A 22,686-nucleotide genomic window follows, 5' to 3' on the forward strand; every position below is an offset into this window, starting at 1 on the left:
GGCTTCCGGGCGCCGGACGGGGCCGGTAGTGACGTTCGTCAGAGCCAGCCTCTGGCCTCCGCGGCGCGCGCCGCCTCGGCCCTGTTACGGGCGCCCAGCTTGCCGATCGCCGACGACAGGTAGTTGCGCACGGTGCCGTCCGACAGGAAGAGGCGGCGGGCGATGTCGGCGACGGTGCCGCCCTCGGCGGCGGCGCGCAGTACGTCGCGCTCGCGGCTGGTGAGCGGGTTCGCGCCGATGGACAGGCTGGCGGCCGAGAGCCCGCGGTCGAAGACCCGGCCGCCGGCGTGCACCCGCCGTACGGCGTCGGCCAGCTCGCCCGCCCTGGCGTCCTTGAGCACGTAACCGGCCACGCCCGCGTCCTTGGCGCGCCGCAGGTACCCCGGGCGGCCGAACGTGGTCAGAATGATCACCTTGACGCCGCTCAGCCCGGCCGCCGCCGTCAGCCCGTCCAGGCCCGGCATCTCGATGTCGAGCAGCACCACGTCAGGACGGCACCGCTCCACCGCCCCGGCCACCTCGTCGCCCCGGCTCACCTGGCCGACGACCTCGATCCCCGGCTCCAGGCTCAGCAGCGCCGCCAGCGCCTCCCTGACCAGATGCTGGTCATCGGCCAGCAGCACACGGATCGCGCCGGGCGGCGATGCGTCGCTCACGACGGCTTCCCCGGTGAGGCGGTGGGCGAGACGGGGACCGGCTCCGGGCGCGGAGCATCGCGGTGCCCGGAGCCGGGCAGGCCGGGCGGGGCCCCGGCGGCGGCAGGCGGGGTGATGCGAGCGGCGGGCCATGCGGCGTCGCCCGGCGAGCGAGCCCCGCCGTACGGTGCCTCCTCGGAGACGGGGATCCGCGCCCTGAGCAGGAAGCCGCCTCCCTCGGCAGGACCGGCGATCAGCGTGCCGCCCGCGAGCTCGACGCGCTCGGCCAGCCCGCGCAGGCCATTGCCGAGCCCGCCACCGCCTGCCAGGCCGTCAAGACGGTCACCGGCGCCGTCACCACGGGCGCGGCTGCCGGCTCCGTCGTCACCGGCCGGCCCTTCGAGACCGTTGCCGCCGGCATCGCCGGCCACGCCCTCGAGATCGACGGCGTCGCTCAGCGCGGGCTCCCGCCGGGCCAGGCGGCGGTGGCCGCTCGCGCGGCCGTCATCGCGCACCTCCGCATACGCCTGCCCGTCCGCCGTACCGAGACGGATCCGGCAGGTGCGGGCGCCGCTGTGCCGGACGACGTTCGTCGTCCCCTCCCTGACCACCCAGGCCAGCACCGGCTCGACGGCCGGGGGCAGCGGCCCGGCCGAGACCTCCGGCCGCACGCCGGCGGTGGCGAGCGCGCGGCGCGCGCCGTCCAGCTCGTCGGCCAGCGACAGCTCCCGGTACCCGGCGATCGCCTGGCGCACTTCGGCCAGTGCCTGCCGGGACAGCTCCTCGACCTGCTCCATCTCGGCCCTCGCCCGTTCCGGATCGGCGCCGGAGAGCCGGGCGGCGAGCTGGCTCTTCACCGTCATCACCGCCAGGCTGTGGCCGAGCAGGTCGTGCATGTCACGGGCGAAGCGCAGGCGTTCGTTGTCCACGGCCAGCCGCTCCACCTTCACGTTGGCCTCGCTCAACGCCCGGTTGGCGGCGTTGAGGCGGAGGAACGCCCGGATGGCCGCGGTGAACACCACCGACTGGACCGGGATCCACCACATCTCCGCCAATGACTGCCCGAGCAGGACCAGGGCGAGCGTGCCCGCCACGATCGTCGCCCCCGCCGCGACCGGCAGCGCCCGCTCGGGCAGCGCCGTGGCCACGGCCGTGATGAGGAAGTACGAGCACGCGAACACCCACAGCTCGCCCAGCACCGGCACCAGCGCCGCCGCCACCCCGTACAGCAGGGCCAGCGCGTACGGGGCCGCGTTGCGGTGCGGAAGCTCCAGGGCGGTCCACGCGACCCGCAGATACAGCCCGGCGAACCCGGCCACGCCCGCCACCATCGCCGCGATCATGGCGGCGGAAGGGCCCGAGGCGAGGAACCCGGGGATGGGCCACACCAGGACGACCAGGTAAACAGAGGTCCACAGCCGGGCCTTCATGCCTGCAACCCTAACCAGCGCCCGGCCCGTACGTACCTGACGAATGTCACGAACCCGACAGGACGGTCACAGCCTCAAAGCGCGCCACCGGGCCGCGACCGAACACGCCACCGGGCGGTGACCGAGACGGCTCCGGGCCGCGACCGGACAGCGCACCGAGCCGGTCGCCTCGAAACCGCGCCGGGAGCCGGGAAAGGCCGCGAGCCGCCGCTGTCCGCCGCGTGCTGTCGCGGTCCGCCGCGTATGGCGCGGACCGCGTGCCGCCGCGCCCCGTTCGAGGGCGGAACCGGCTGCGGCGGGTCGAGGGCGGCGACATCGTCAGCTGAGCCGGGACGGCGGGACCGTTGATCGAGCCGGGGCTTCGTGGACCGTTGGTCGGGCCGGGGCTTCGTGGACCGTCAGCTGACGCAGTCCTGCCGATCGAGCGCCGGCGCGAACAGCCGCACCTTCCCCGCGTTCTCCTCGTCTTCGAGTGCCGTACCCGGGGGTTTCGCGCGAACGTCCGGCACGGATGGCGCCCCGCTGAAAGGAAAGATGAATCGACGACTCCCTGGGCGAGTTTTGTCGGTGCCGTGGGGCAGAGTGGCCCGCATGACCGAGTCACCAGCCGGCGCCGTCGTGACCGAGCCCGCCCGTCCCGCCCCGGAAACCGCCCAAGATCCTCCCGAGACCCCCGCTCCGACGACCTCCGACCGGCCGCTCGTCTGCTCCGCCTGCCGAGGCGTCCTGGTGGGCGTCCCACCCACCGCCTACACGCCCGCCCGCGCCCGCCTGATCCTCTCGAACGGCTTCTGCACGGGTGCCTGCGCCGCTTCCAGCCGCCCGAGCGGCGCGTCCCCGCAGAGCGGACCGTCCACGTGGAGCAGGTCGCCGGCCGGAGGCGCCCCACCGCAGGAAAGCACGGCATCACCGCAGGCCGGACCGGCTCAAGGCAGGTAACCGCCGCAAGCCGGAACACCGGCACGGCGCGCAGCCATCTCACAGTAGGGTCCGGCCCGTGCCAGGAGCGGGACCTCGCCCAACGTCAGGCCCGGCGCCGGGCTACGCGCTCAGCGCCTGCCTGCCATGGGGCTCCCATGCCAGGTGAGACCACGCGCACTCCTTGCGTAGCGCGCGCCTCCATTGAGCACCTGGCACACGGAAGGCCCAGCGCGGGAACTCCGAGCGTGAAGGTCAGGAGCCGCGGGGGACCCGGTGCAGGCAGGGCCCTGCGCGGGAGGCTGCCGGCGTGAAGATCAGGCGTCGTCGAGGACCTCGCGCAGCCGGCGTGCGAACGCGTCGGGCCGGCCCGCGCCGTACTCGCCGTCCGTGAACCCTCCGTGGTGACTCGGGAAGATGGTCGGCTTCTGGCCGACAAGCTCGGCGGCGACCTCGGAGGTGCGGGCGGTGACGGTCCCCGCCGACTCCTCGCCCACCGCGATCAGGACGCGCGTCGGCGCGGCGGCGAGCGCGGCGAAGTGCGGACGGTAGCCACTGACCGCCCACGACCGGTCGGACAGCAGCGGATCGTCGCGGGAGCCGTCGTCCTCCGCCGGCAGGCCGAACGCGGCGGGGTCGGGGGCGGGCTGGGCGAAGTAGCCGTCGGTGTACTCGCCCCGCCATGAGGTCATCGCGATGAAGGCCGCCATCCCGGCGCCCCAGCCCTTGCTCTCGTACGCCTCCCGGACCTCGGCGCGGGCACGCAGGGCGGCCTCGGCGTCGGGCAGCAGCGGCAGCAGCGGCGGCTCGTGCGCCACCAGGGTCCGCACGTCGTTCGGGTACGCGGTCACCAGGGCGAGCGAGGTCACCGCGCCGCCGCTGCTGGCGAACATGTCCACTGGGCCGCCGACGGCCTCGATGATCGCGTGCACGTCTTCGGCCTGGGTCTCCGGCGTGTGGTCGGCCCGGCCGTCCTTGCGGACGCTGCGGCCGAGCCCGCGCGGGTCGTACGTGATCACGGTACGGTCGCTGAAGCGCTCGGCCAGCGCCTGGAACCCGCCGGCCTCCATCGGCTGGCCGATCATGAACAGCGGCAGGTGGGCGCTCTCGCCGGGCAGCGGCCCGTGGACGTCGTAGGCGAGGTCGCCTTCAGCGGTCTTGAGGATGTGTGTGGTCGTCATGCCCATGGAGACCATGCCCACCGGGAGAACTCATCGGCGAAATCAAAATTCCCGATTCCGGGGACGGTTGTTGATTCCGCGGCGCGGCGTGGCCTACGGTGCGGCGATGGACGTCATCGGCTGGCTGCTCGACTCCGACCCCGCGATCCGCTGGCAGGTGCTGCAGGACCTCACCGGCGCCCCGCCGGAAGAGGTCGCAGCCGAGCGGGAACGCGTGGCACGTGAAGGCTGGGGCGCCAGGCTGCTGGCGTTGCGCGACGACGACGGCCTGTGGGCCGGCGGGGCCTGCTTCCCCAAGGGGTACCGCGGCGGCGAGCCGGGCCAGCCGTGGACGGCGACGATGCACACCCTGCAGACCCTGCAGATCCTCGGCCTCGACCCGGCGTCGGCCCCGGCCCGGGAAACCATCTCCAAGGTGGCGGAGAACGGGCGGTGGGAGCACGCCGGCCAGCGGTACTTCGACGGCGAGGTCGAGCCGTGCATCAACGGCAGGACGGTCGAGACCGGCGCCTACTTCGGCGTGGACGTCTCCGGCATCGTGGCGCGCCTGCTGGACGAGCGGCTGGCCGACGGCGGCTGGAACTGCGAGGCGGAGAACGGCTCCGTGCGCTCGTCGTTCCACACCACGATCAACGTGCTGGAGGGGCTGCTGGAGTACGAGCGCGCCACCGGCGGATCCGACGCCGTGCGCGAGGCGCGCCGCGCGGGGGAGGAGTTCCTGCTGGAACGCGGCCTGTTCCGGCGCAAGAGCACCGGCGAGGTGGCCGATCCGGCGTTCCTGGAGTTCGCGTTCCCCTACTACTGGCGGCACGACGTGCTCCGCGCGCTCGACTATTTCCGCAGGTCGGGAGCCGCACCCGACCCCAGGATGGCGGAGGCGGCGGAGATCGTCGAGGCCAGGCGGCAGCCCGACGGCCGCTGGCAGCTCGACCGCGTCCATCCGGGACGTGTCCACTTCGCGTTCGAGGACGGCGTGGGCCGGCCGAGCCGCTGGAACACGCTGCGCGCGCTCCGCGTCCTGGACTGGTGGCAATCCTGATCGGGCTTGGTGGCAGCGTCCCGCGCGCGAGGCTCGCAGCGGACCTGAAGTCTCAAGCCCTCAGACGGGGCTGAGGCTTTGACACGGAGCTGAGGCCCCAGGCGGTGGCAAACGCTCAAGTGGGCTGCCCGGTGCGGCCCGCGCTGCTAGCGTCTGGAGGCGATCTTGCATCCCGCCGGGGAAAGGACAGCCGTGTATCGCCGTCTCCTCGTCCTGATCGCCGCCGCCACCCTCTTCTCGGGCCTGACGGCGCCCGCGCACGCCGCGGCCGCCACGGAAGCCGTCTTCAACGACCCCGTCAACGACCCGGCCGCCATCCAGAACCGGATCGTGCAGCTCATCCAGGGAGCCGACCCCGGCTCGACGATCCGGGTGTCGATGTACTACGCCACCGACCCCACCATCCCCGACGCGCTGATCGCCGCGAAGAACGCCGGCCGCAACGTCCAGGTCATCTTCGACAAGAAGATGGCGGGCACGGCCATCCTGGCCTCGCTGTCCGCCGCGCTCGGCACCGACACCGGGCAGAGCTCGTGGGTGCTGGTGTGCCCGAGCGGGCGCGGCTGCATCGGCGACCGCCCGCTGTACGGGTCGGAGTCGCTGAACCACAACAAGTTCTTCCTGTTCTCGCGCACCGGCGGCACCGACAACGTCGTCGTGCAGTCGTCGGCCAACCTGCACACCGGCCGCGACGGGCTCAAGGGCTGGAACAACGCCCTGGTGCTGGCGGGCAACGCAGGGATCTACAACGCGTACGTCGGCTACTTCAACGACCTGAAGGCCATGCGGGTGAACAACAACTACTACGACACCCGTACGCCGGTGACCTCGGGCGCCGCGAAGGTGCACTTCTACCCGCGCCAGGAGAGCAACGGCAGCCCCACCGACCCGGCCGAGGACACCATGACGACGGTGCTGGACCACGTCGAGTGTCACGGCAACAGCGAGGTCGGCACGGTGGACGGCACCCACCGCACGATCGTGCGCGTCGCGATGGGCATCTTCAGCCGCACCCACCTGGCCCGCAAGCTGCTCGCCCTGGACAAGGCGGGGTGCTACGTCGAGGTGGCGCTCAACTACAACAAGGACAGCGACTCCGAGGTGTCCTCGATGAACGAGCTGGTCAAGACGACCGGCGCGTACAACGGGATCAACGTGCGCTACTACTGCACCGCCGACCCCATCTGGATCCACTCCAAGTACCTGATCATCGAGGGCAAGTACTACGGCGTGCCCGACCGCAAGATCGTCTGGACCGGCAGCCACAACTGGAGCTGGAACTCCCTGCGCCAGGCCGACGAGGCGCTGCTGCAGCTGGAGGACGACACGATCTTCGACCGGTTCCGCTCCAACTACTACGCGGTACGCGTGGGCAGCGGCATCCGCGCGGCCGGCAACGGCACCCCGGCCCGCTGCTGAAATCCCTGGGCGGGCGCGGGCGAGACCTCGCGGCGGCTTGGCGCGCGGGCCGCGCCGCCACAGCACGTGCTCGCGCACCGCGAGCCCCGCCCTGGCCTGCTGCTCGTAGCGGATGAGCGGCAGGTGGGCGTCGAACAGGTCGTGCGCCTCCTCCGAGCGGCCCTCGCCGGCGAGCCTGTTCAGGGTGAGCCTTCTCCCCGGGCGGGGCGGCCCGTGCCAGACTGCCGGTATGACGCACAACCACGTTGAGGATCCGGCCTGCGAGGTCGCTCACGGCGCGAGCCCCGCCGAGGACGACGGGCGGACGCTGGTCGCCGTCTTCGTGTCCCCGGTGGCCGAGCACCTGCTGCGCTTCGGCGACGAGCTGGGCTTCCGTACGGTGCTCTTCGACCCCGACCCGGCCCGCCACAGCGGCGGACGGCCCGCGGTCACCCGGCTCGACGACGTCATCGACGCCACCTGCGACGTCGTGCTCACCGACCACCACCGCGAGGAGATCGGGCCGGTGCTGCGCGACCTGCTCAAGTCCCCCGCGCGGTGGATCGGCATCATGGGCAGCCCGCGCCACGAGGGCCCGCACGTACGCGCGCTGACCGAGCTGGGTGTCGCGCCGGAGGAGATCGCCCGGGTGCACCGGCCGATCGGGCTCAACATCGGCTCGCGCACCCCCGCCGAGATCGCCCTGGCGACCGTGGCCGGGCTGATCGCCGACCGCAACGGCCGCCCCGGCGGCTTCGCGTTCTAGACATTTCCGGTACGGGTCATGCGCCTGGGTGCGCCTCACTCCGACAGGGCCGTGCGCAGCTTGGTCAGCACCGTCCGCAGGATGCGGGAGACGTGCATCTGCGAGATGCCGAACTCCTTGGCGATCTCCGACTGCGTCATGTTGCCGTAGAAGCGCATGAGCAGGATGTTCTTCTCGCGCGCCGGCAGCGCGTCGATGAGGGGCTTCACCGAGTGCCGGTCGAGCAGGGTGTTGAGCGACTCGTCCTGCGCGGGCAGGAAGTCGCTCAGCTCGGCAGCGTCGTCGTCGCCGTTGTTGACCGGGGCGTCCAGCGACAGCGTGCTGTAGGCGGTGGACGCCTCCAGGGCGAGCAGCACCTCCTCCTCCGAGATGCCCAGCTTCGCGGCCAGGTCGGCCACGGTCGGCGAGTGGCCGAGGGTCTGGGTCAGCTCGGCGGTGGCCTTGTTCAGCTCGATCCGCCGCTCCTGGTAGACGCGCGGCACCCGGATCGCCCACGTACGGTCCCGGAAGTGGCGCTTGACCTCGCCCATCATGGTGATCATCGCGTAGCCCCTGAACTCGTGGCCGAGCTCGGGGTCGTAGCCGTTGACGGCCTTCATCAGGCCCACGTACGCGGCCTGGCGCAGGTCCTCCATCGGCTCACCGCGGTAGCGGTAGCGGCGAGTGACCTCGCCGACCAGTCCCTCGTGCATCTCCACCAGGCGCTCGCGGATGCGGACGGCGTGCAGTTCGGAGATCTGGGGGTCGGCCAGCTCGGAGAGAAGCTCTTCGGCGGTGAACTGCTCAAGTGCGGGGGTCAGGACGGGCATCTGCTGCTCCAGAAGGTGCTGCGGCCCCGCCTGAACGCACAAAAAGCCCAGGCAGAGGCACGCGTGAATCGCGTGGGACGAAGCCCTCTGCTGGACTTCGAGACCAACCATGCCCGCTCCTGCGGGTTGAACACCGAATCAAGGTAACGAAATGGTCACGATCGAAGATCGTCTGCCCTGGGCTGGTCGAGGGCGAGGGCGAGGGCGAGGGCGAAGGGCGGGCGCCGGCCGCACCACCGCCCTGCACCGGCTTGGCACGGTGACGCGGGTGGCATCGCCATCGGCTTCGCCGGGGTCGTGCGGCTGCGCATCCCCGCCGTCGTCACCCGCACGTTCGGCTGGGAGAAGCCGTCCATGCTCATCAGCCCGTACGGCCGTGATCGGCGGTTGATCGAGGGGCCGGTCGCGGTCAAGCCGGGGTTACCGTCTGATGGATCGCACCACCGTCCACGTCACCGCCAGGCGCGGGCTCGGGCGGGTCCGCGCCCCCGGCGTGCAGGGCCCGCCAGGACCTCCCGGCGAGCCCGGCCCGCCGAGACCGAAGGGCGACCGCGGACCGGCCAGGCCCGGCGGCGGCTTCTCCACCCACGAGCAGACCGGACCGGCCCTTCTGCACCTACGAGCAGGCCGAGCCGGCCTACGTGTGGACCAGCCGCCGCGACCTCGGCCGCCGCCCCGCTGTGGCGGTCCAGACCTGCACGGCGACGAGATGGACGCGGCCGGGGCGGGCGGGGTGAGGCCGGTGGTGGCGCCATCCCTGGAAAGCGCCGGGGGACGCTGTGACGTGAAGGGGGCCGGAGCGGCGGTGGTCCCACGGTATCGCCGGGCGATGCCCGGAGGCGTGGGGGAGCTGGAGGGGCGATGGTCCTCGGGGTGAGCGTCGGGCGATGCCGGGGGTGCGGGGACTTGGGAGGGGCGGTGGTCCTCGGGGTGAGCGTCGGGCGATGCCCGGGGCGCGGGCGAGCCAGGGGGGTGAGGTCGTGGGGGACCTCCCCCCGGAAGCGGCGGGTCGCGCCGGAGGGCTGGTGAAGGTGGAGGGTGCCGAGCGGGGGTGGGCGGGCTCGGGGACGGATGCCGGGCCACGAGGGGAGCCTCGGAGCGGGGCGAGAGGTGAGTTTGGCGCCGTCCCCTTCCCGTGCGTGAGCGCGGGGACGGCGCCGCCCCAGTGACGTTCCCTGAAGCATCAAGGCTCACACCAGCCACGCCCATATATTGACAAGATTTTTTCCAGCATGAAAAGGATCATGGTGAAAAATCCCGGAATATCCGAAATGGCCCACCCCTCAGCGCTCCTCCCGGGAAATGCGAAAGGTATTCACTAACAACCTGATGTAGACCGTCCGGAATGGCGGAAAACGTGAACGATATTCGTCGATAGCGCATTCTCTGGGATTGGCGAGGAAGAAATGTCGTTAAGGGGTCCACGGCATTTGCAGGGATGCTACGGTTTGTACCTGATCCCGTGCGGACAGTACCGCACGGCCATCACACAACTGCTTGCCGTCTCCCGCATCGGCAGGTTGATGCGCCTGCGGTGCCTGGCCGTCACCACCCCACGAGGACCTGATCGATGTCAGTACACGCCTCTAAACGCCCGCGGTTCCAGACCTCGCCCATGGGGCGCGCGCTACTGTTCTTTCTGGCCGCCGCGCTCATTTCCAGCGCCGCCTGCGGATGGCTCATCACCCGGCTCCCCGCGGAGGGAAAGACGCTGGTCGGAGTGGGCAGCGGCGGCGCCGTCGCGCTGTTCTCGATCGCCGTGGCCGTCGCCGCCTATTGCGCGGCGAACGCGCGGGAGACGCGCGAGCGGCTGCGCCGTACCGACGCCTCCACGAGCCTGCTGCAGGAGGAGCTGAAGCGCCTGACGCACGAGATCCTGCCCGCCATCGGCCACCGCATCAGAAACGGCGCCACCGTCCCCGGCGTGCTCGCCGAGATGGGCCAGCCGTCGCACCCGGCCACACAGGCGCTGGTGCAGTCGCTGGCGCAGACCGTGGAGGGGGAGCGGCAGCGGCGGGCCGCCGCGGTGGCCGCCTGCACCGCCATGGAGAGCGAGCTGGGCAAGCTGGCCGACGAGCAGCTGCCCGCCCTGCTCGCCCGGCTCCGCGCGGGCAAGGGCGTGGGCGAGCTCATGCTGCCCGACGAGCTGCAGCCCAGCCAGAAGGCGGTGCAGCGGCTGTGGGAGGAGATCGCCCACGAGCTGGAGGAGGGCAACCGCCAGGGCGCCGCCGCCATGGCGTCCTGCGCCGAGGCCGCCGCCCGCATCCAGGCGCAGGTGACGAGCCTGCTCGGCCGGCTGCGCGAGCTGGAGGACGAGTACGGCGACAACGAGGCGGTCTTCGCCCACCTGCTGGAGATGGACCACCGCATCTCCCAGATGGGCCGCCTGGCCGACAACATCGCGCTGCTCAGCGGCGGGCGTTCGGGACGCCGCTGGACCAAGCCCATCTCCATGGAGAGCGTGCTGCGCGGCGCGGCCGGCCGCATCGGCGCCTTCCGCCGCGTCCAGCTCCACTCCACCAGCACCGCGGCCGTCGTCGGCTACGCCGCGGAAGGCGTCATCCACGCGCTCGCCGAGCTGATCGACAACGCCGCCAAGTTCTCGCCGCCCGGCACCGCCGTCCATGTGTACGTCGAGGAAGAGGACGCGGGCGTGGTGGTCACCATCGAGGACAGCGGCCTCGGCATGCGCACCCGCGAGCGCCGCCTGGCCGAGAGCCTGATCAGCCGCCCGCTCGACCTGACCACGCTGTCGGGCACCCGCCTCGGCCTGGCCGTGGTGGGCCGCCTGGCCGGCAAGTACGGCCTCACGGTCAGCTTCCGCCCGTCCGCCAGGGGCGGCATCGGCGTGATCGTCCTGATCCCCCGCCAGCTCGTCGTCTACCCGCCGACCGAGGACGAGCAGGCGGCACGCCCGGCCGAGCGCGCCGAGGACCCGGTGCCGGCCGCCCGCCACGCGGCTCCGCCGCCCTCTGCCGACGGGCCGGACGCGTACCTGCCGAAACGGCCCCGCGGAGGCACGCTCGCCGCCGCTCAGCCGCTGCCCGCCCAGCCGCCGGCCCGGGTCCGCGACCCGCAGGCCGCCGCGAACCGGCTGGCCGCCTTCCGCAGGCAGCGCACCTCGGCATCGGGCGACGACCTCACGTGACGCGATGACCGACACCTCTTCCCGCAGCCGCGATCACCGATGGGAGGCAAGGGGCACGCCCGCGAGCCCCGTCGTACCTATGAGCGCAAGCAATTCCTTGAGTGCCGCCGAGCGCGACCTCGGCTGGTTCCTCGGCGACCTGCGTGACAACACCCCCGGGATCAGGCACGTGCTGGTGTTGTCGCGCGACGGGCTGGCCATGTCCGGCGCGCCCGGACTCCACCCCGACCAGGCCGACCAGCTCGCCGCCATCGCCGCCGGCATCCAGAGCCTGGGCCTTGCCGCCTCGGGCGAGTTCGGCGACCGCAGCGGGTTCGGGCAGGCGCTGCTGGAGTTCGGCGGCGGCATGCTGGTCGTGGTGCCGGCCGGCGAGGGCGCGCACCTCGCGGTGGTGGCGAGCGAGGACGCCGACGTCGGCGTCGTCGCGCACAACATGAACGAGGTGGTGGAACAGATCGGGCGGCTGCTCACCGCCCCGCCGCGCGAGCCCGCGCACGAGACCGTGCACAGGGGCGGGCACCCATGACCGAGCCCCGCGCGCCCGAGCCCGGCGGTTCCGCCCCATACCCGCGCCGGGCGCCCGAGCACCAGGGGGGTGCGCCGCGCCCGGGCCGGGGCTCCGAGCACGAGGGCGGGACGCCGCGCCCGGGCCGGGGCTCCGAGCACGAGGGAGGGGCGCCGCACCCGGGCCGGGGCTCCGAGCGCGAGGTGCCGTACCAGCGGCGCGTCCCCGGCCCGGTCATGCGCGCCGATCGCGGGCGCGCGCTCGACCGCGAGAACCCCGACCGCCTCTACACCATCACCGGCGGCCGCGCGCACGCCGGCTCCGCCGCGTTCGACACGGTCACGCTCATCGTGGCCGAGGCCGACCCCCGGCCCGGGATGCAGTCGGAGCACGTGAAGATCCTGCGCATGGCCCGGCGGCCGGTGGCCGTGGTGGAGATCTCCGCCCGGCTCCGCCTGCCGGTCAGCGTGGTGAAGATCCTGCTGTGCGACCTGCTGGACAGCGGCCGCATCACCGCCCGCCACCCGGTCGCCGCGCGGACCCAAGTCCCCGACGTCGCAACCTTGGAGCAGGTGCTCATTGGACTCCGCAACCTTTGACGAGCCGGCCGGCACGTCGCTGCCGGCCACCGCCACCGACGCGTTCAAGATCGTGATCGTCGGCGGGTTCGGCGTGGGCAAGACCACCATGGTCGGCGCCGTCAGCGAGATCAGGCCGCTGAGCACCGAGGAGATCATGACGCAGGCGGCCGCCGGGGTCGACGACATCAGCCAGGTGGCCGGCAAGCGCTCCACCACCGTGGCCTTCGACTTCGGCCGCATCACGCTGGACGCGCACCGGGTGCTCTACCTGTTCGGCGCACCCGGCCAGCAGCGCTTCTGGTTCCTGTGGGACCAGCTGTTCAGCGGCAGCCTCGGCGCGGTCGTGCTGGCCGACACCCGCCGCCTGGAGGACTCGTGGTACTCCATCGACCGCCTGGAGGCCCACCGCGCGCCGTTCGTGGTGGCCGTCAACCGGTTCGGGCCCGGCCCCGGGCTCGACCGCATCCGCGACGCGCTGACGCTGCCCGCCGAGGTGCCGCTGCTCGACTGCGACGCCCGCGACCGCGAATCCTGCAAGAACGTCCTCATCACCCTCGTCCGGCACCTGCTGTGCCTGCACAGCCCATCGTCGCCTGCATAGCCCAACGTCGAGAAAGAGCACGCCGTGACCGACCTTTCCTCCGCTTCCGAGCATTACCCGTCCAGCGGACATGGAGCCGACCCCGTGCTCGCCGCCGGCTACCCCGAGCACGCCGACGCCGTGCGGCTGTACGGGCCGGCCATCGCCGAGGACCCCGGCACGCTCTACCAGCGGCTGCGCCAGCAGGGCAGCGTCGTGCCCGTGCTGCTCGACGGCGACATGCCCGCCTGGTTCGTGCTGGGCTACCGGGAGGTGCACCACATCACGGCCAACCCGCAGTGGTTCGGCCGTGACTGCCGCCGCTGGAACATCTACGACCGGCTGCCGCCCGACTGGCCGCTCATGCCGTACGTCGGCTGGACCCCCTCGGTGATGTACGCCGAGGGCGGCGAGCACCAGCGCCGGGCCGGCGCCATCGGAGACGCGCTCGACGCCGTCAACCGCATCGATCTGATCGCCACCTGCGAGCAGGTCGCCGACCGGCTCATCGACGCCTTCGCCGGCGACGGCCGCGCCGACCTGATCACCCAGTACGCCTACCAGATCCCCGCCCGCATCATCGCCCGCCTCTACGGCCTGCCGGAGGGCGACATCCCCGCGCTGGTGCAGGACGTGTTCGACTCGCTCGACGTCGGCGACAACGCCGTGGCCGCGCACCAGCGGCTGCACGCGAGGATGGCGCAGCTCGTCGCCGACAAGCACAACCGCCCCGGCAACGACGTGCCGTCGGCGCTGCTCGCCCACCCGGCCAGGCTGACCGACGACGAGATCATCATCGACCTGCTGGTGGTGATGGCCGCCGCGCAGGCGCCCACCAGCAACTGGATCGGCAACACGCTGCGCCTGATGCTGGTGGACGACGACTTCTCGGTGACGCTGCAGGGCGGGCGCAGCAGCGCCGCGCAGGCGCTCAACGAGGTGCTGTGGAAGGACACCCCGACGCAGAACTTCATCGGCCGCTGGGCCGTGCAGGACTGCCACCTCGGCGGGCGCCGCATCCGCAAGGGCGACCTGCTGGTGCTGGGCTTCTCCGCGGCCAACAACGACCCGAACGTCCAGCCGGGCACCCACAGCGACTCCAGCACCAACCGGGCGCACATGTCGTTCGGGCACGGCGAGCACGGCTGCCCGTTCCCCGCGCCGGAGCTGGCCGAGATCATCGCGCGGACGGCCGTGGAGGTGCTGCTCGACCGGCTGCCCGACGTGACGCTCGCGGTCGCGCCGAAGGACCTGCGCTGGCGGCCGTCGCTGTGGATGCGCGGCCTGTACGGGCTGCCGGTGGCGTTCACGCCCACCCTGCCGCTGGTGCCCGCGGCGGCCGGGCGGCGCGGCGCGCAGCAGGCGCCGCCCGGTGGCGACACGCTCAGGCCACGGGGGTGAAGCGCACCGGCAGCGAGGCCGGCCCCCGGGTGAAGACGCCCTGCTCGACCACCTCGGCGCCGTCGGCGAGCCGCAGGTCCGGCATGGCGTCGAGGAGCTGGTCGGTGGCCACCTCGACCTCGGTCTTGGCCAGCAGCGCGCCCACGCAGAAGTGCCGGCCCAGCGCGAAGGCCAGGTGCGTGGCCGCCGCCGAGAACGCGGTCGACTCGTCCAGCTCTGAGCGGAAGATGTTGAAGGTGTCGGGGTCGGCGTAGCGCTCCTCGTCGCGGTTGGCCGCGCCGATCAGGCACGTGACCGTGCTGCCCGCGGGCACCACGCCGCCGCTCAGCTTCACGTCCTGGGCCGGCTGCCGCATGATCATGTGCACCGGCGGGGTGTAGCGCAGGGTCTCGGCGAACGCGCGCGCGATCAGGCTGCGGTCGCGGCGTACGGCGTCGAGCTGGTCGGGGTGGCGCAGCAGGTTCGTGAACAGGCTGGCGATCCCCTTGTCGGTGGTCTCCCCGCCGGCGGTCAGCAGCAGGCTGCAGAACGCCTTGATGTCCTCGTCGCTCATCCGGGTGCCGTCGATCTCCGCCCGGCACAGCGTGGAGAGCAGGTCGTCGCCTAAGGCGGCGCGCCGCTGCCGCACGATGGGGATCATGTACGCGGCGAACTCCTCGCGCGTGCGCAGCCCCCGCGCCGTGACCTCCGGGTCCTGGCTGAGGTTGCCGAGGAAGGCGATGATCGAGGTGTACCAGGCGTGGAAGCGGTCGTGGTCGGCCTTGTCGAGGCCGAGCATGTCGACGATGACGTTGATGGGGAAGCGGGTGGCGAACTGCGCGACCAGGTCCGCCTCGCCGGCGTGCCGGAAACCGTCGATCAGTTCGCGGCAGTTGCGCTCGATGACCGGCATGAAGGTGCGCCGCAGCTCCGCGCCGCGGAACGCGGGCACCACCAGCGCCCGGCGCACGGCGTGCTCGCGCCCGCTCATCTGCAGGAACGTGCGCCCGTGCACGGGCTCCAGTTGCCAGTCGTAGTTGGCGGTGGTGAACACCTCGTCCTTGAAGGCACGCTCGACGTCCTCGTACCGCGAGATGATGTAGCTCTGCGTGCCCTCGTGCCACAGCAGTGGCGCCTCGTTGCGCAGGACGCGGTAGGCGGAGTACGGATCGGCCATGAACTCCGGGGAGAGGATGTCGGGCGTGTTGACAGGCGCGGTCATGACGCTCCCTCGCTACGCGGTCGTTACCGGAAGGCCCGCCTTCACCCTAAGTCGCCGCATTCGTACGATCCATAGTCTTTGAGCTGGGCGGGAGTCAGGCGCCCAGCTCAAGGTCCCGGCGGATCGCCTGCCCGGCGGCGCGATGTTCGGCCGCGGCGGCCGGGTCGGTGGCCTCCAGCATGGCCGCGATGGCCTCGTGGGCCAGCGCCTCCTTGTGCCGGTGCCCCATTCTGGCGGCCAGGTCGAGCGCCTGGCGGTGCAGCCGCAGCGCCTCGCCGGTCAGCCCGGCCTGCCGGCAGGTCTCGCCGTAGGCGTCGAGGAAGTGCACCTTCCACTGCTCCTCGAACAGCTCGTCCAGCAGCTTGAACGCCTGCCGGTGGCTGGCCAGCGCCTCCTCGTGCCGGCCCATCCTGCGCAGCGCCACGCCCAGGCAGTTGAGGCACCACGCCTCGTTGTGCCGGTGCCCGTCGCCGCGCGCCAGATCGAGCGCTCGGCGCAGGTGTGCGGCGGCCTCGTCCGGCCGCTCGTCGGCCAGCGCCAGGCCGAGCGTGATCAGCGCGGTGAGCCCGGCAGGCCAGGCGGGGTCGTCGTAGTCGATCGCCAGCACCTCGCGGGCCAGCTCGGCGGCCTCCTCGCGCCGGCCGAGCTGGAGCAGCGCCCACGCCTCGTACGCGGTGGCGTGCGCCGCGCCCTCCCGGCAGCTGGCCCGCTCGTACCGCTCGCGCGCCTGGCGGAACAGCTCCAGCGGCGCGTCGCCCCTGCCGTCCTCCCAGCTCAGGTAGCCGCGGCGCATGAGCAGATCGGCCTGGGAGCGCAGGTCGCCGGTCTGCTCCACCAGCGGCGCGGCCTTCTCGTACGCGGCCGCCGCCTCCGCCATCCGGCCCGCGTTGTAGCGGGCGAAGCCCAGGTCGCTGTACGCCTCGGCGAGCCGCCACGGATCGCCGAGCCGCTCGGCCGCCGCGAGCGCCCGCTCGAACAGCGCGTTGAGGTGCGTGGTGCCGCAGCGGCGGGCGAAGTACGTCCGCATGAAGCGCGGCAGCTCGCAGGCGTGCACGTCGGCGCCGAGCGCGACCGCCAGCTCGAACGCGCCCATGAGGTTGGCGTACTCGGAGGTGAACCAGGCCAGGGCGGCGTGCTTACCGGGGAAGCGGGGCAGCGCGGACGGGGCGGGGCCCGCGGTGGGCGGGCGGTTGCCGGACGGGTGCGGCATGGCCGCGTCCGCGGCGGCCGCGGCGTGCACGTAGTAGCCGAGCAGCCGGCGCAGCGCCTGATCCCGCTCGGCGGGGGAGTCCTGCTCCTCGCAGGCCCGGCGCGCGTGCTGGTGCACCAGGTCGTGCAGGGTGTAGCGGCCGGCGGCGGGCTGCTGGACGAGGTGGGCGTCCAGCAGGTCCTCCAGCATCGCCCGCGCCTCGCGCAGCGGCAGGCCGGCCAGGGCGGCGGCCACGTACTCGTCGAAGGACGACCCGGACAGCAGGCCGAGCAGCCGGAACAGACGGCGCTGGCCGCGGTCGAGCTGGCGTACGGACATCGCGAGCGCCGTGTCGAGCTCGCTGCCGCCCTCCGCGAGGCGCTCGGCCAGCACGCCCACGGTCCAGCCCGGCCGGTGCCGCAGCCGGGCCCCGGCCAGGCGCAGCGCGAGCGGCAGGTGCCCGCACATCCGCAGCACCTCGGCCGCCGACTCCGGGTCCTGGGCGAGCCTGCTCTCTGAGCCTTCCGGCTCGCCGCTGGCGCGGGCCAGCAGTGTGGCGCTCTCCTCGGGGCTCAGCACGTCCAGCGAGACCGGCGGCACCTCCTCCAGGCCGATCAGCCGGTTGCGGCTGGTGATCAGCGCGACGGACGGGCCCGCACCGGGCAGCAGCGGGCGTACCTGCTCGGCGTTGGCCGCGTTGTCGAGCACCACGACGGCCCGCCGCCCGGCCAGCTCGGCCCGCCAGCAGGCGGCCAGCGGCTCGATGCCGCCCTCCTGCGGGATCTTCTCCGACGGCGTGCCGAGCGCGGCCAGCAGCGTGCGCAGCGCGGGGTCGGGGCCGAGCGGCTCGCGGCCCTCGGTGAAGCCGTGCAGGTCGATGTAGAGCTGCGCGTCGGGGTAGTCGGCGGCGAGGCGGTGCGCGGCGTGCACCGCCAGGCACGTCTTGCCGACGCCCGCCATGCCGTCGATGGAGACGACCCGGCTGCTCGGCACGGCGGCGAGCACGGCGTCGAGCTCGGCCTGGCGTCCGGTGAAGTCCGGTACGTCGCGCGGCAGGTCGTTGCGCGGCGGCTGCGGGGCACCGGAGGGCGGCGCGGGCGGCTGCACCTGGCGGGTGGCCTTCGGCGGCGCGGGCAGCGGGCTGTGCGCGCGTTCCCACAGCGGGCGGAGCTGGCGCGGATCCCGCTTGACCTGACGGCACAGCTCGACCACGGCCGGCCAGGGCGGCACCGACTGGCCGGTGAGGTACCGCGACAGCGACGAGGAACTGAGCCCGGCGTCGCGGGCGAGCGCGCGCACGCTGCGCCCCGACAGCTCCTGGATCAGCCGGAGCCGGGTGGCCAGCTCGTCGCGAGGGTCCGTCATCGTCCGCTGGTGCACCGCTTCTCCGTCCTTATGTCCCACAGTGCGGCAAATCTATCGGACGGGATCTCCGCAGGCCAGCGGTGTCACGGGTGTCCCGGAGCGTCCCACGGGCATCGTGCCGGCGCGGCGGGACGGCTGTGATGGAGTCACACCCGGCCGACGGGGCCGGCGGACCTGGAGAGGAGCCATCATGCAGGCACGAATGAAGAATCCCGCGTTCGTCCTTCCCAGCGCGACGGAGGGCATCCAGCAGCTGTTCAAGGCGGTGCACGGCGGCGGCGTCGATCAGCGCACGCTGGAGCTGGTGCATCTGCGGGCCAGCCAGATCAACGGCTGCAGCGCCTGCGTCGACGCCGGGGTCAAGAGCGCGCGCAAGGCCGGGGTGGACGAGGAGCGGCTGGCCACCGTCGCCGCCTGGCGGGAGGCGCCGTACTTCACCGACGAGGAGCGGGCGGCGCTGGCGCTCGCCGAGGCGGCCACCCGGCTGGCCGACCGTCCCGGTGCGGTGAGCGACGAGATCTGGGACCGCGCCGCGACCTATTTCGACGAGAAGCAGCTCGCCGCGATCATCCTCATGATCGGGCTGACGAACCTGTTCAACCGCGTCAACGCCACCACTCGCCAGATCGCCGGCGCGTGGGGCTGAATCTCCCAGGCCTTCTCCACATCCACTAGTTACGTCAAGATACGTCGCAACCTATAGATACGTAGCGGAAAGGACCACATTCCATGGCTGCCAAGAGCACCGCGACCTACGAGGGCTTCACCGAGGAAGAGCGCGCCGCGATGAAGGAGCACGCCCAGGAGCTGAAGAAGGCGGCGCGGCGCGGTTCGAAGGGCAAGGCCGACGGCGAGGCCGACGTGCTCGCCAAGATCGCCGAGTTCCCCGAGGGCGACCGGCGCCTGGCCGAGCGCGTCCACGCCATCGTCAAGGAGAACGCGCCGCACCTGAGCCCCAAGCTCTGGTACGGCCAGCCCGCCTACGCCAGGGACGGCAAGGTCGTCTGTTTCTTCCAGCCCTCGTCGAAGTTCAAGACCCGGTACTCGACGCTCGGCTTCAACGACGCGGCGAACCTCGACGACGGCGTCATGTGGCCGACCGCGTACGCGCTGACCGAGCTGGACGCCGAGACCGAGAAGCGCATCGCCGAGATCGTCCGCCGCGCGGCCGGTTGACCGCAGCCGGGCCTATGACCACTCCACATGCCCGCCCGCTCTCGGGCGGGCGGCTACGCCTCCTGACGGGGTGAGGCGCGCAGGCCGTCCAGCACGACCGTGGTGAGCGGGTCGTCGAAGCGGGCCGCGGGGCGGTCGATCGCGGCCTTCACCACGTCCAGCACCTGCTCGGGAGCAAGGTCACGGCGCAGCGAGCCCTCCTGCTGCGCCCCCGCGACGATCTGCAGCATCAGCTCGCCGACCTCGTCCCTGAGCTTGACGGCCGCCGGGGGCAGCGGCGCGGAGCCGGCGAGCGAGGTGATCAGTGCCAGCGGCTGCCAGGCGCAGTAGCTCACGACGTCGAGCAGCACGTCCCAGTACGTCCCCGGCCGCTCGTCGAGCCGGGCGCGGATGCGGCCGCGCAGGCCCTCGAGCGTCGCCTCCGCCAGCTCCTCCACCATGGCGCGGCGATCGGGGAAGTGGCGGTAGAGGGTGCCGACGCCCACACCGGCGCCCTGAGCGATCTCCTCCATCGAGACGCACGGCCCGCGCTCGGTGAACAGCTCGAGCGCCGTCATCAGGATGCGCTCGCGGTTGCGCCGCGCATCGGCCCGCATCATGCCGTTCGCTCCTTAACGTGAATCTTGTCTTCCGGTTAGTGTAGCCTCCGATGCGGAACCGGAATTTCCACTTCATGTTAAGGAGCTCGGCATGAAACTGGGCATCGCCCTGCTGACCGGAGGCTCGGACCTCGACACCCTGCTGGAGCAGGTGCGCACGGCCCGCGAAGCCGGGTTCGACAGCGCGTTCTTCAACCAGTTCGCCTCGCTCGACGCGATCAGCGTGGCCGCCCTGGCCGGACGGCTGAACCCCGGCATGGAGGTGGGCACCGCCGTCGCCCACATCTACGCCAGGCACCCGTACGCGCTGGCCGAGCAGGCCCTCGCCGCGAACGCCATCAGCGGCGGCACCTTCACCCTCGGCATCGGCCCCAGCCACAAGCACATGGTGGAGGACCTGTACGGCGTGCCGTACGAGCGGCCCGCCGCGCACGTACGCGACTACCTCACCGCCCTGCGGCCGCTGCTGCGCGGCGAGCCCGTCGACCACCGGGGCGAGACGCTGTCGGTGAAGGGACGGCTCACCCCGCCGGGCGCCGTCGCGCCGCCCGTGCTGCTGTCGGCGCTCGGCCCCGTGATGCTGCGCATCGCCGGCGAGCTGGCCGACGGCACGATGACCACCTGGACGGGCGCGCCGTTCATCGCCGACTACATCGCGCCGCGCATCACCGCCGCCGCCGAGGCCGCGGGACGGCCCGCACCCCGCATCGTCACCTCCGTCATGGTGTGCGTCACGTCCGACCCCGACAGGGTGCGCGGCGAGCTCCAGGCGCAGATGGGCTTCACCGGCGACTTCGCCGCCTACCGCGCGGTGCTCGACCGGCAGGGCCTGTCCGGCGTGCACGAGCTGCTCGTCGCCGGAGACGAGAGCGCCGTCGAGAAGGAGATCGCCAGGTTCGAGGCGGCCGGGGTCACCGACCTGGTGATCAGCCCGCTCGGCAGCGCGGAGGAGCAGGCCCGCACCTTCGCGTACTTCGGCCGCTGAGCCGCGCCCCACGGCCGCCGCCCCCGGCTCTCACTCGCCGGTCAGCCGGTGCGGACCTCGGCCATGACACGGCGCATGTCGGCGATGGCGTTCAGCGTGCCGCGCAGCGTGCCGGTCACCTTCGAGCGGCCCTTGCGCGGCAGGTAGTCCACCTCCACCTCGCCGATCCGCCAGCCGGCCGCCGCCGCGCGCAGCACCATCTCGAGCGGGTAGCCGAAGCGGCGGTCGGCCAGGCCGAGCGCGAGCAGCGACTCCCGCCTGGCCGCCCGCATCGGGCCGAGGTCGTGCAGGGGAGCGCCGGTGTGCCGGCGCAGGCTGCCCGCCAGCACCGCGTTGCCCAGCCGGGCGTGCACCGGCCAGGCGCCGGCCGCGCCCGGCACCCGCCGCCCGAGCACCAGGTCCGACTCGCCGGAGAGCACCGGCGCGGCGACCCGGTGGAGCTGGCCGGGGTCGAGCGAGGCGTCGGCGTCCATGAAGCACACCACGTCGGCGGAGGCGGCGAGCAGCCCGGCGTGGCAGGCCGAGCCGAAGCCGCGCACGGGCTCGCGCACCACCTCCGCCCCCAGCTCGGCGGCGATCTGCGGCGACCGGTCGGTGGAGCCGTTGTCCACCACGATCGGCCGGTAGCCGCCGGGCATGCGCTCCAGCACCCAGGCCAGCGCGGCCTCCTCGTTCAGGCACGGCAGGATCACATCGACGGTCATGACCTGGCGAACTCCTTCATGCCGGCGTCGAACCCGATCTCGGCGCGGAAGCCGAGCTCGGCGGCGGCCCGCGCGGGCGAGGCCACGATGTGGCGCACGTCGCCCAGCCGGTAGCGGCCGGTGACCTGCGGCCGCGGCCCGCCCCGCTCGGCGGCCAGGGCGGCGGCCATCTCGCCCACGGTGTGCGGGCTGCCGGAGGCGATGTTCCAGGCGCGCAGCGTGCCCGCGGGCACGTCGGCGGTCACGGCGGCGAGGTTCGCCCGGGCCACGTCGCGTACGTGGACGAAGTCGCGCCGCTGCCGGCCGTCCTCGAACACCTGCGGCGGCCGTCCCGCCCGCAGCTCCGAACGGAAGATCGCGGCGACGCCCGCGTACGGGGTGTCGAGCGGCATGTGCGGCCCGTAGACGTTGTGGTACCTGAGCGCCGCCGCGCTGCCGCCGGTCTCCCTGGCCCAGTTGGCGGCCAGGTGCTCCTGGGCGAGCTTGGTGGTGGCGTAGGCGTTGCGCGGATCGGGCGGCGTGTCCTCCCCGACCTCGGCCCAGTCGAGCGGCGCGCCGCAGCGCGGGCACGGCGGGTCGAACCTGCCGCGCTCCAGGTCCTCGACGGCGCGCGGGCCCGGCCTGACGTCGCCGTGCTCGGCGCAGACGTAGCGGCCCTCGCCGTAGATCACCATCGAGGACGCCAGCACCAGCCGCCGCACGTTGTGCCTGGCCATGGCGGCGAGCAGCACGGCCGTGCCGTACACGTTGACCGAGGCGTAGCCGGGCAGGTCGGAGACGTCCACGCCGAGCCCGACCTTGGCCGCCTGGTGCACCACCACCTCGACGCCGGGCAGCAGCTCGTCCAGGGCGTCCGGGTCGCGCACGTCGGCGCCGTCCCTGATGTCCAGGCCGGCGACGTCGTGCCCGGCGTCCCGCAGGGCGTCCGCGACGTGCCGGCCGATGAAACCGGCCGAGCCGGTGACCATGACTCTCACGCCGCCGACGCTAGCCGTCCGCCACCGGCGCGCGACCGCGCGTAAGGGGTTCGTAAGGGTTCTTACGGACCCAGAACGGCCCCCGCCGCAGGGCCCCGC

20 protein-coding genes are annotated in these 22,686 nt (G+C 72.8%); 11 read left to right on the forward strand and 9 right to left on the reverse strand.

What is annotated here, in order from left to right; genetic code table 11:
• Nucleotides 1-38 precede the first annotated feature (38 nt).
• From ACGFIM_RS01970 to ACGFIM_RS01980, 3 genes are all read right to left on the reverse strand, one after another.
• A complete protein-coding gene (locus ACGFIM_RS01970; RefSeq protein ID WP_393193076.1) occupies nucleotides 39-656 on the reverse strand; it encodes a DNA-binding response regulator in 618 nt (205 codons plus the stop codon).
• On the reverse strand, nucleotides 653-2,065 hold the full coding sequence (locus ACGFIM_RS01975) for a sensor histidine kinase (RefSeq protein ID WP_393193079.1): 1,413 nt from the start codon (nucleotides 2,063-2,065) through the stop codon (nucleotides 653-655). The genes ACGFIM_RS01970 and ACGFIM_RS01975 overlap by 4 nt, the downstream gene beginning before the upstream one ends.
• A 1,235-nt stretch (nucleotides 2,066-3,300) precedes the next feature.
• Nucleotides 3,301-4,164: an alpha/beta fold hydrolase gene (locus ACGFIM_RS01980; protein WP_393193082.1), complete on the reverse strand. Its 864-nt coding sequence runs from the start codon at nucleotides 4,162-4,164 to the stop codon at nucleotides 3,301-3,303.
• Nucleotides 4,165-4,270: 106 nt separating this feature from the next.
• On the opposite strand from ACGFIM_RS01980, the gene ACGFIM_RS01985 reads away from it, so the two are divergent.
• From ACGFIM_RS01985 to ACGFIM_RS01995, 3 genes are all read left to right on the forward strand, one after another.
• A complete protein-coding gene (locus ACGFIM_RS01985) occupies nucleotides 4,271-5,203 on the forward strand; it encodes a squalene cyclase (protein ID WP_393193084.1) in 933 nt (310 codons plus the stop codon).
• A gap of 192 nt (nucleotides 5,204-5,395) precedes the next feature.
• Nucleotides 5,396-6,622, forward strand: coding sequence for a phospholipase D-like domain-containing protein (locus tag ACGFIM_RS01990; protein WP_393193087.1), 1,227 nt, complete (start codon nucleotides 5,396-5,398; stop codon nucleotides 6,620-6,622).
• A gap of 229 nt (nucleotides 6,623-6,851) precedes the next feature.
• Nucleotides 6,852-7,367, forward strand: a complete 516-nt coding sequence (locus tag ACGFIM_RS01995) for an XdhC family protein (RefSeq protein ID WP_393193090.1) — start codon at nucleotides 6,852-6,854, stop codon at nucleotides 7,365-7,367.
• A 35-nt stretch (nucleotides 7,368-7,402) separates the two neighbouring features.
• On the opposite strand, the gene ACGFIM_RS02000 is transcribed toward ACGFIM_RS01995, so the two are convergent.
• The gene (locus ACGFIM_RS02000; RefSeq protein ID WP_393193093.1) at nucleotides 7,403-8,176 is read right to left on the reverse strand and encodes a SigB/SigF/SigG family RNA polymerase sigma factor; all 774 of its coding nucleotides are present in this window, start codon (nucleotides 8,174-8,176) and stop codon (nucleotides 7,403-7,405) included.
• Between the two features lie 1,615 nt (nucleotides 8,177-9,791).
• Here ACGFIM_RS02000 and ACGFIM_RS02005 point away from each other — a divergent pair.
• The 5 genes from ACGFIM_RS02005 to ACGFIM_RS02025 all read left to right on the forward strand — a co-directional run bounded on the left by ACGFIM_RS02005 (nucleotide 9,792) and on the right by ACGFIM_RS02025 (nucleotide 14,391).
• Nucleotides 9,792-11,324 (forward strand): sensor histidine kinase, encoded by a 1,533-nt coding sequence (locus ACGFIM_RS02005; protein ID WP_393193096.1) that lies wholly within the window; start codon nucleotides 9,792-9,794, stop codon nucleotides 11,322-11,324.
• Between the two features lie 79 nt (nucleotides 11,325-11,403).
• Nucleotides 11,404-11,850, forward strand: a complete 447-nt coding sequence (locus ACGFIM_RS02010; RefSeq protein ID WP_393193098.1) for a roadblock/LC7 domain-containing protein — start codon at nucleotides 11,404-11,406, stop codon at nucleotides 11,848-11,850.
• Between the two features lie 215 nt (nucleotides 11,851-12,065).
• Entirely contained in the window at nucleotides 12,066-12,428 is a 363-nt protein-coding gene (locus ACGFIM_RS02015; protein WP_393199586.1) for a DUF742 domain-containing protein, read from the forward strand.
• Nucleotides 12,409-13,011, forward strand: a complete 603-nt coding sequence (locus ACGFIM_RS02020) for an ATP/GTP-binding protein (RefSeq protein WP_393193101.1) — start codon at nucleotides 12,409-12,411, stop codon at nucleotides 13,009-13,011. The genes ACGFIM_RS02015 and ACGFIM_RS02020 overlap by 20 nt, the downstream gene beginning before the upstream one ends.
• A gap of 84 nt (nucleotides 13,012-13,095) precedes the next feature.
• On the forward strand, nucleotides 13,096-14,391 hold the full coding sequence (locus tag ACGFIM_RS02025) for a cytochrome P450 (protein WP_393199589.1): 1,296 nt from the start codon (nucleotides 13,096-13,098) through the stop codon (nucleotides 14,389-14,391).
• Here ACGFIM_RS02025 and ACGFIM_RS02030 read toward each other — a convergent pair.
• Together ACGFIM_RS02030 and ACGFIM_RS02035 are read right to left on the reverse strand one after the other, a co-directional pair.
• Nucleotides 14,375-15,592, reverse strand: coding sequence for a cytochrome P450 (locus ACGFIM_RS02030; protein WP_393193104.1), 1,218 nt, complete (start codon nucleotides 15,590-15,592; stop codon nucleotides 14,375-14,377). The two genes, ACGFIM_RS02025 and ACGFIM_RS02030, sit on opposite strands and share 17 nt — an antisense overlap.
• Before the next feature lie 94 nt (nucleotides 15,593-15,686).
• Nucleotides 15,687-18,146, reverse strand: coding sequence for an ATP-binding protein (locus ACGFIM_RS02035; protein WP_393193107.1), 2,460 nt, complete (start codon nucleotides 18,144-18,146; stop codon nucleotides 15,687-15,689).
• 190 nt (nucleotides 18,147-18,336) lie between these two features.
• On the opposite strand from ACGFIM_RS02035, the gene ACGFIM_RS02040 reads away from it, so the two are divergent.
• On the forward strand, nucleotides 18,337-18,792 hold the full coding sequence (locus ACGFIM_RS02040; RefSeq protein WP_393193110.1) for a carboxymuconolactone decarboxylase family protein: 456 nt from the start codon (nucleotides 18,337-18,339) through the stop codon (nucleotides 18,790-18,792).
• Between the two features lie 83 nt (nucleotides 18,793-18,875).
• Complete coding sequence (locus ACGFIM_RS02045) at nucleotides 18,876-19,322, forward strand: iron chaperone (RefSeq protein ID WP_393193113.1); 447 nt, start codon at nucleotides 18,876-18,878, stop codon at nucleotides 19,320-19,322.
• 53 nt (nucleotides 19,323-19,375) lie between these two features.
• On the opposite strand, the gene ACGFIM_RS02050 is transcribed toward ACGFIM_RS02045, so the two are convergent.
• Nucleotides 19,376-19,921 carry a TetR/AcrR family transcriptional regulator gene (locus ACGFIM_RS02050; RefSeq protein ID WP_393193116.1) on the reverse strand — a complete coding sequence of 182 codons (546 nt, stop codon included), beginning with the start codon at nucleotides 19,919-19,921 and terminating at the stop codon, nucleotides 19,376-19,378.
• Between the two features lie 91 nt (nucleotides 19,922-20,012).
• Between ACGFIM_RS02050 and ACGFIM_RS02055 the strand changes: the two genes are divergently transcribed.
• Nucleotides 20,013-20,906, forward strand: coding sequence for a TIGR03564 family F420-dependent LLM class oxidoreductase (locus tag ACGFIM_RS02055; RefSeq protein WP_393193119.1), 894 nt, complete (start codon nucleotides 20,013-20,015; stop codon nucleotides 20,904-20,906).
• 41 nt (nucleotides 20,907-20,947) lie between these two features.
• On the opposite strand, the gene ACGFIM_RS02060 is transcribed toward ACGFIM_RS02055, so the two are convergent.
• Both ACGFIM_RS02060 and ACGFIM_RS02065 read right to left on the reverse strand, forming a co-directional pair.
• Nucleotides 20,948-21,610 carry a glycosyltransferase family 2 protein gene (locus ACGFIM_RS02060; RefSeq protein ID WP_393193122.1) on the reverse strand — a complete coding sequence of 221 codons (663 nt, stop codon included), beginning with the start codon at nucleotides 21,608-21,610 and terminating at the stop codon, nucleotides 20,948-20,950.
• Complete coding sequence (locus ACGFIM_RS02065) at nucleotides 21,607-22,587, reverse strand: NAD-dependent epimerase/dehydratase family protein (RefSeq protein WP_393193124.1); 981 nt, start codon at nucleotides 22,585-22,587, stop codon at nucleotides 21,607-21,609. The genes ACGFIM_RS02060 and ACGFIM_RS02065 overlap by 4 nt, the downstream gene beginning before the upstream one ends.
• Nucleotides 22,588-22,686 lie beyond the last annotated feature (99 nt).

The organism is Nonomuraea sp. NPDC049309 (assembly GCF_043196965.1).
In the GTDB taxonomy this organism is placed as follows: Bacteria; Actinomycetota; Actinomycetes; order Streptosporangiales; family Streptosporangiaceae; genus Nonomuraea; species Nonomuraea fastidiosa.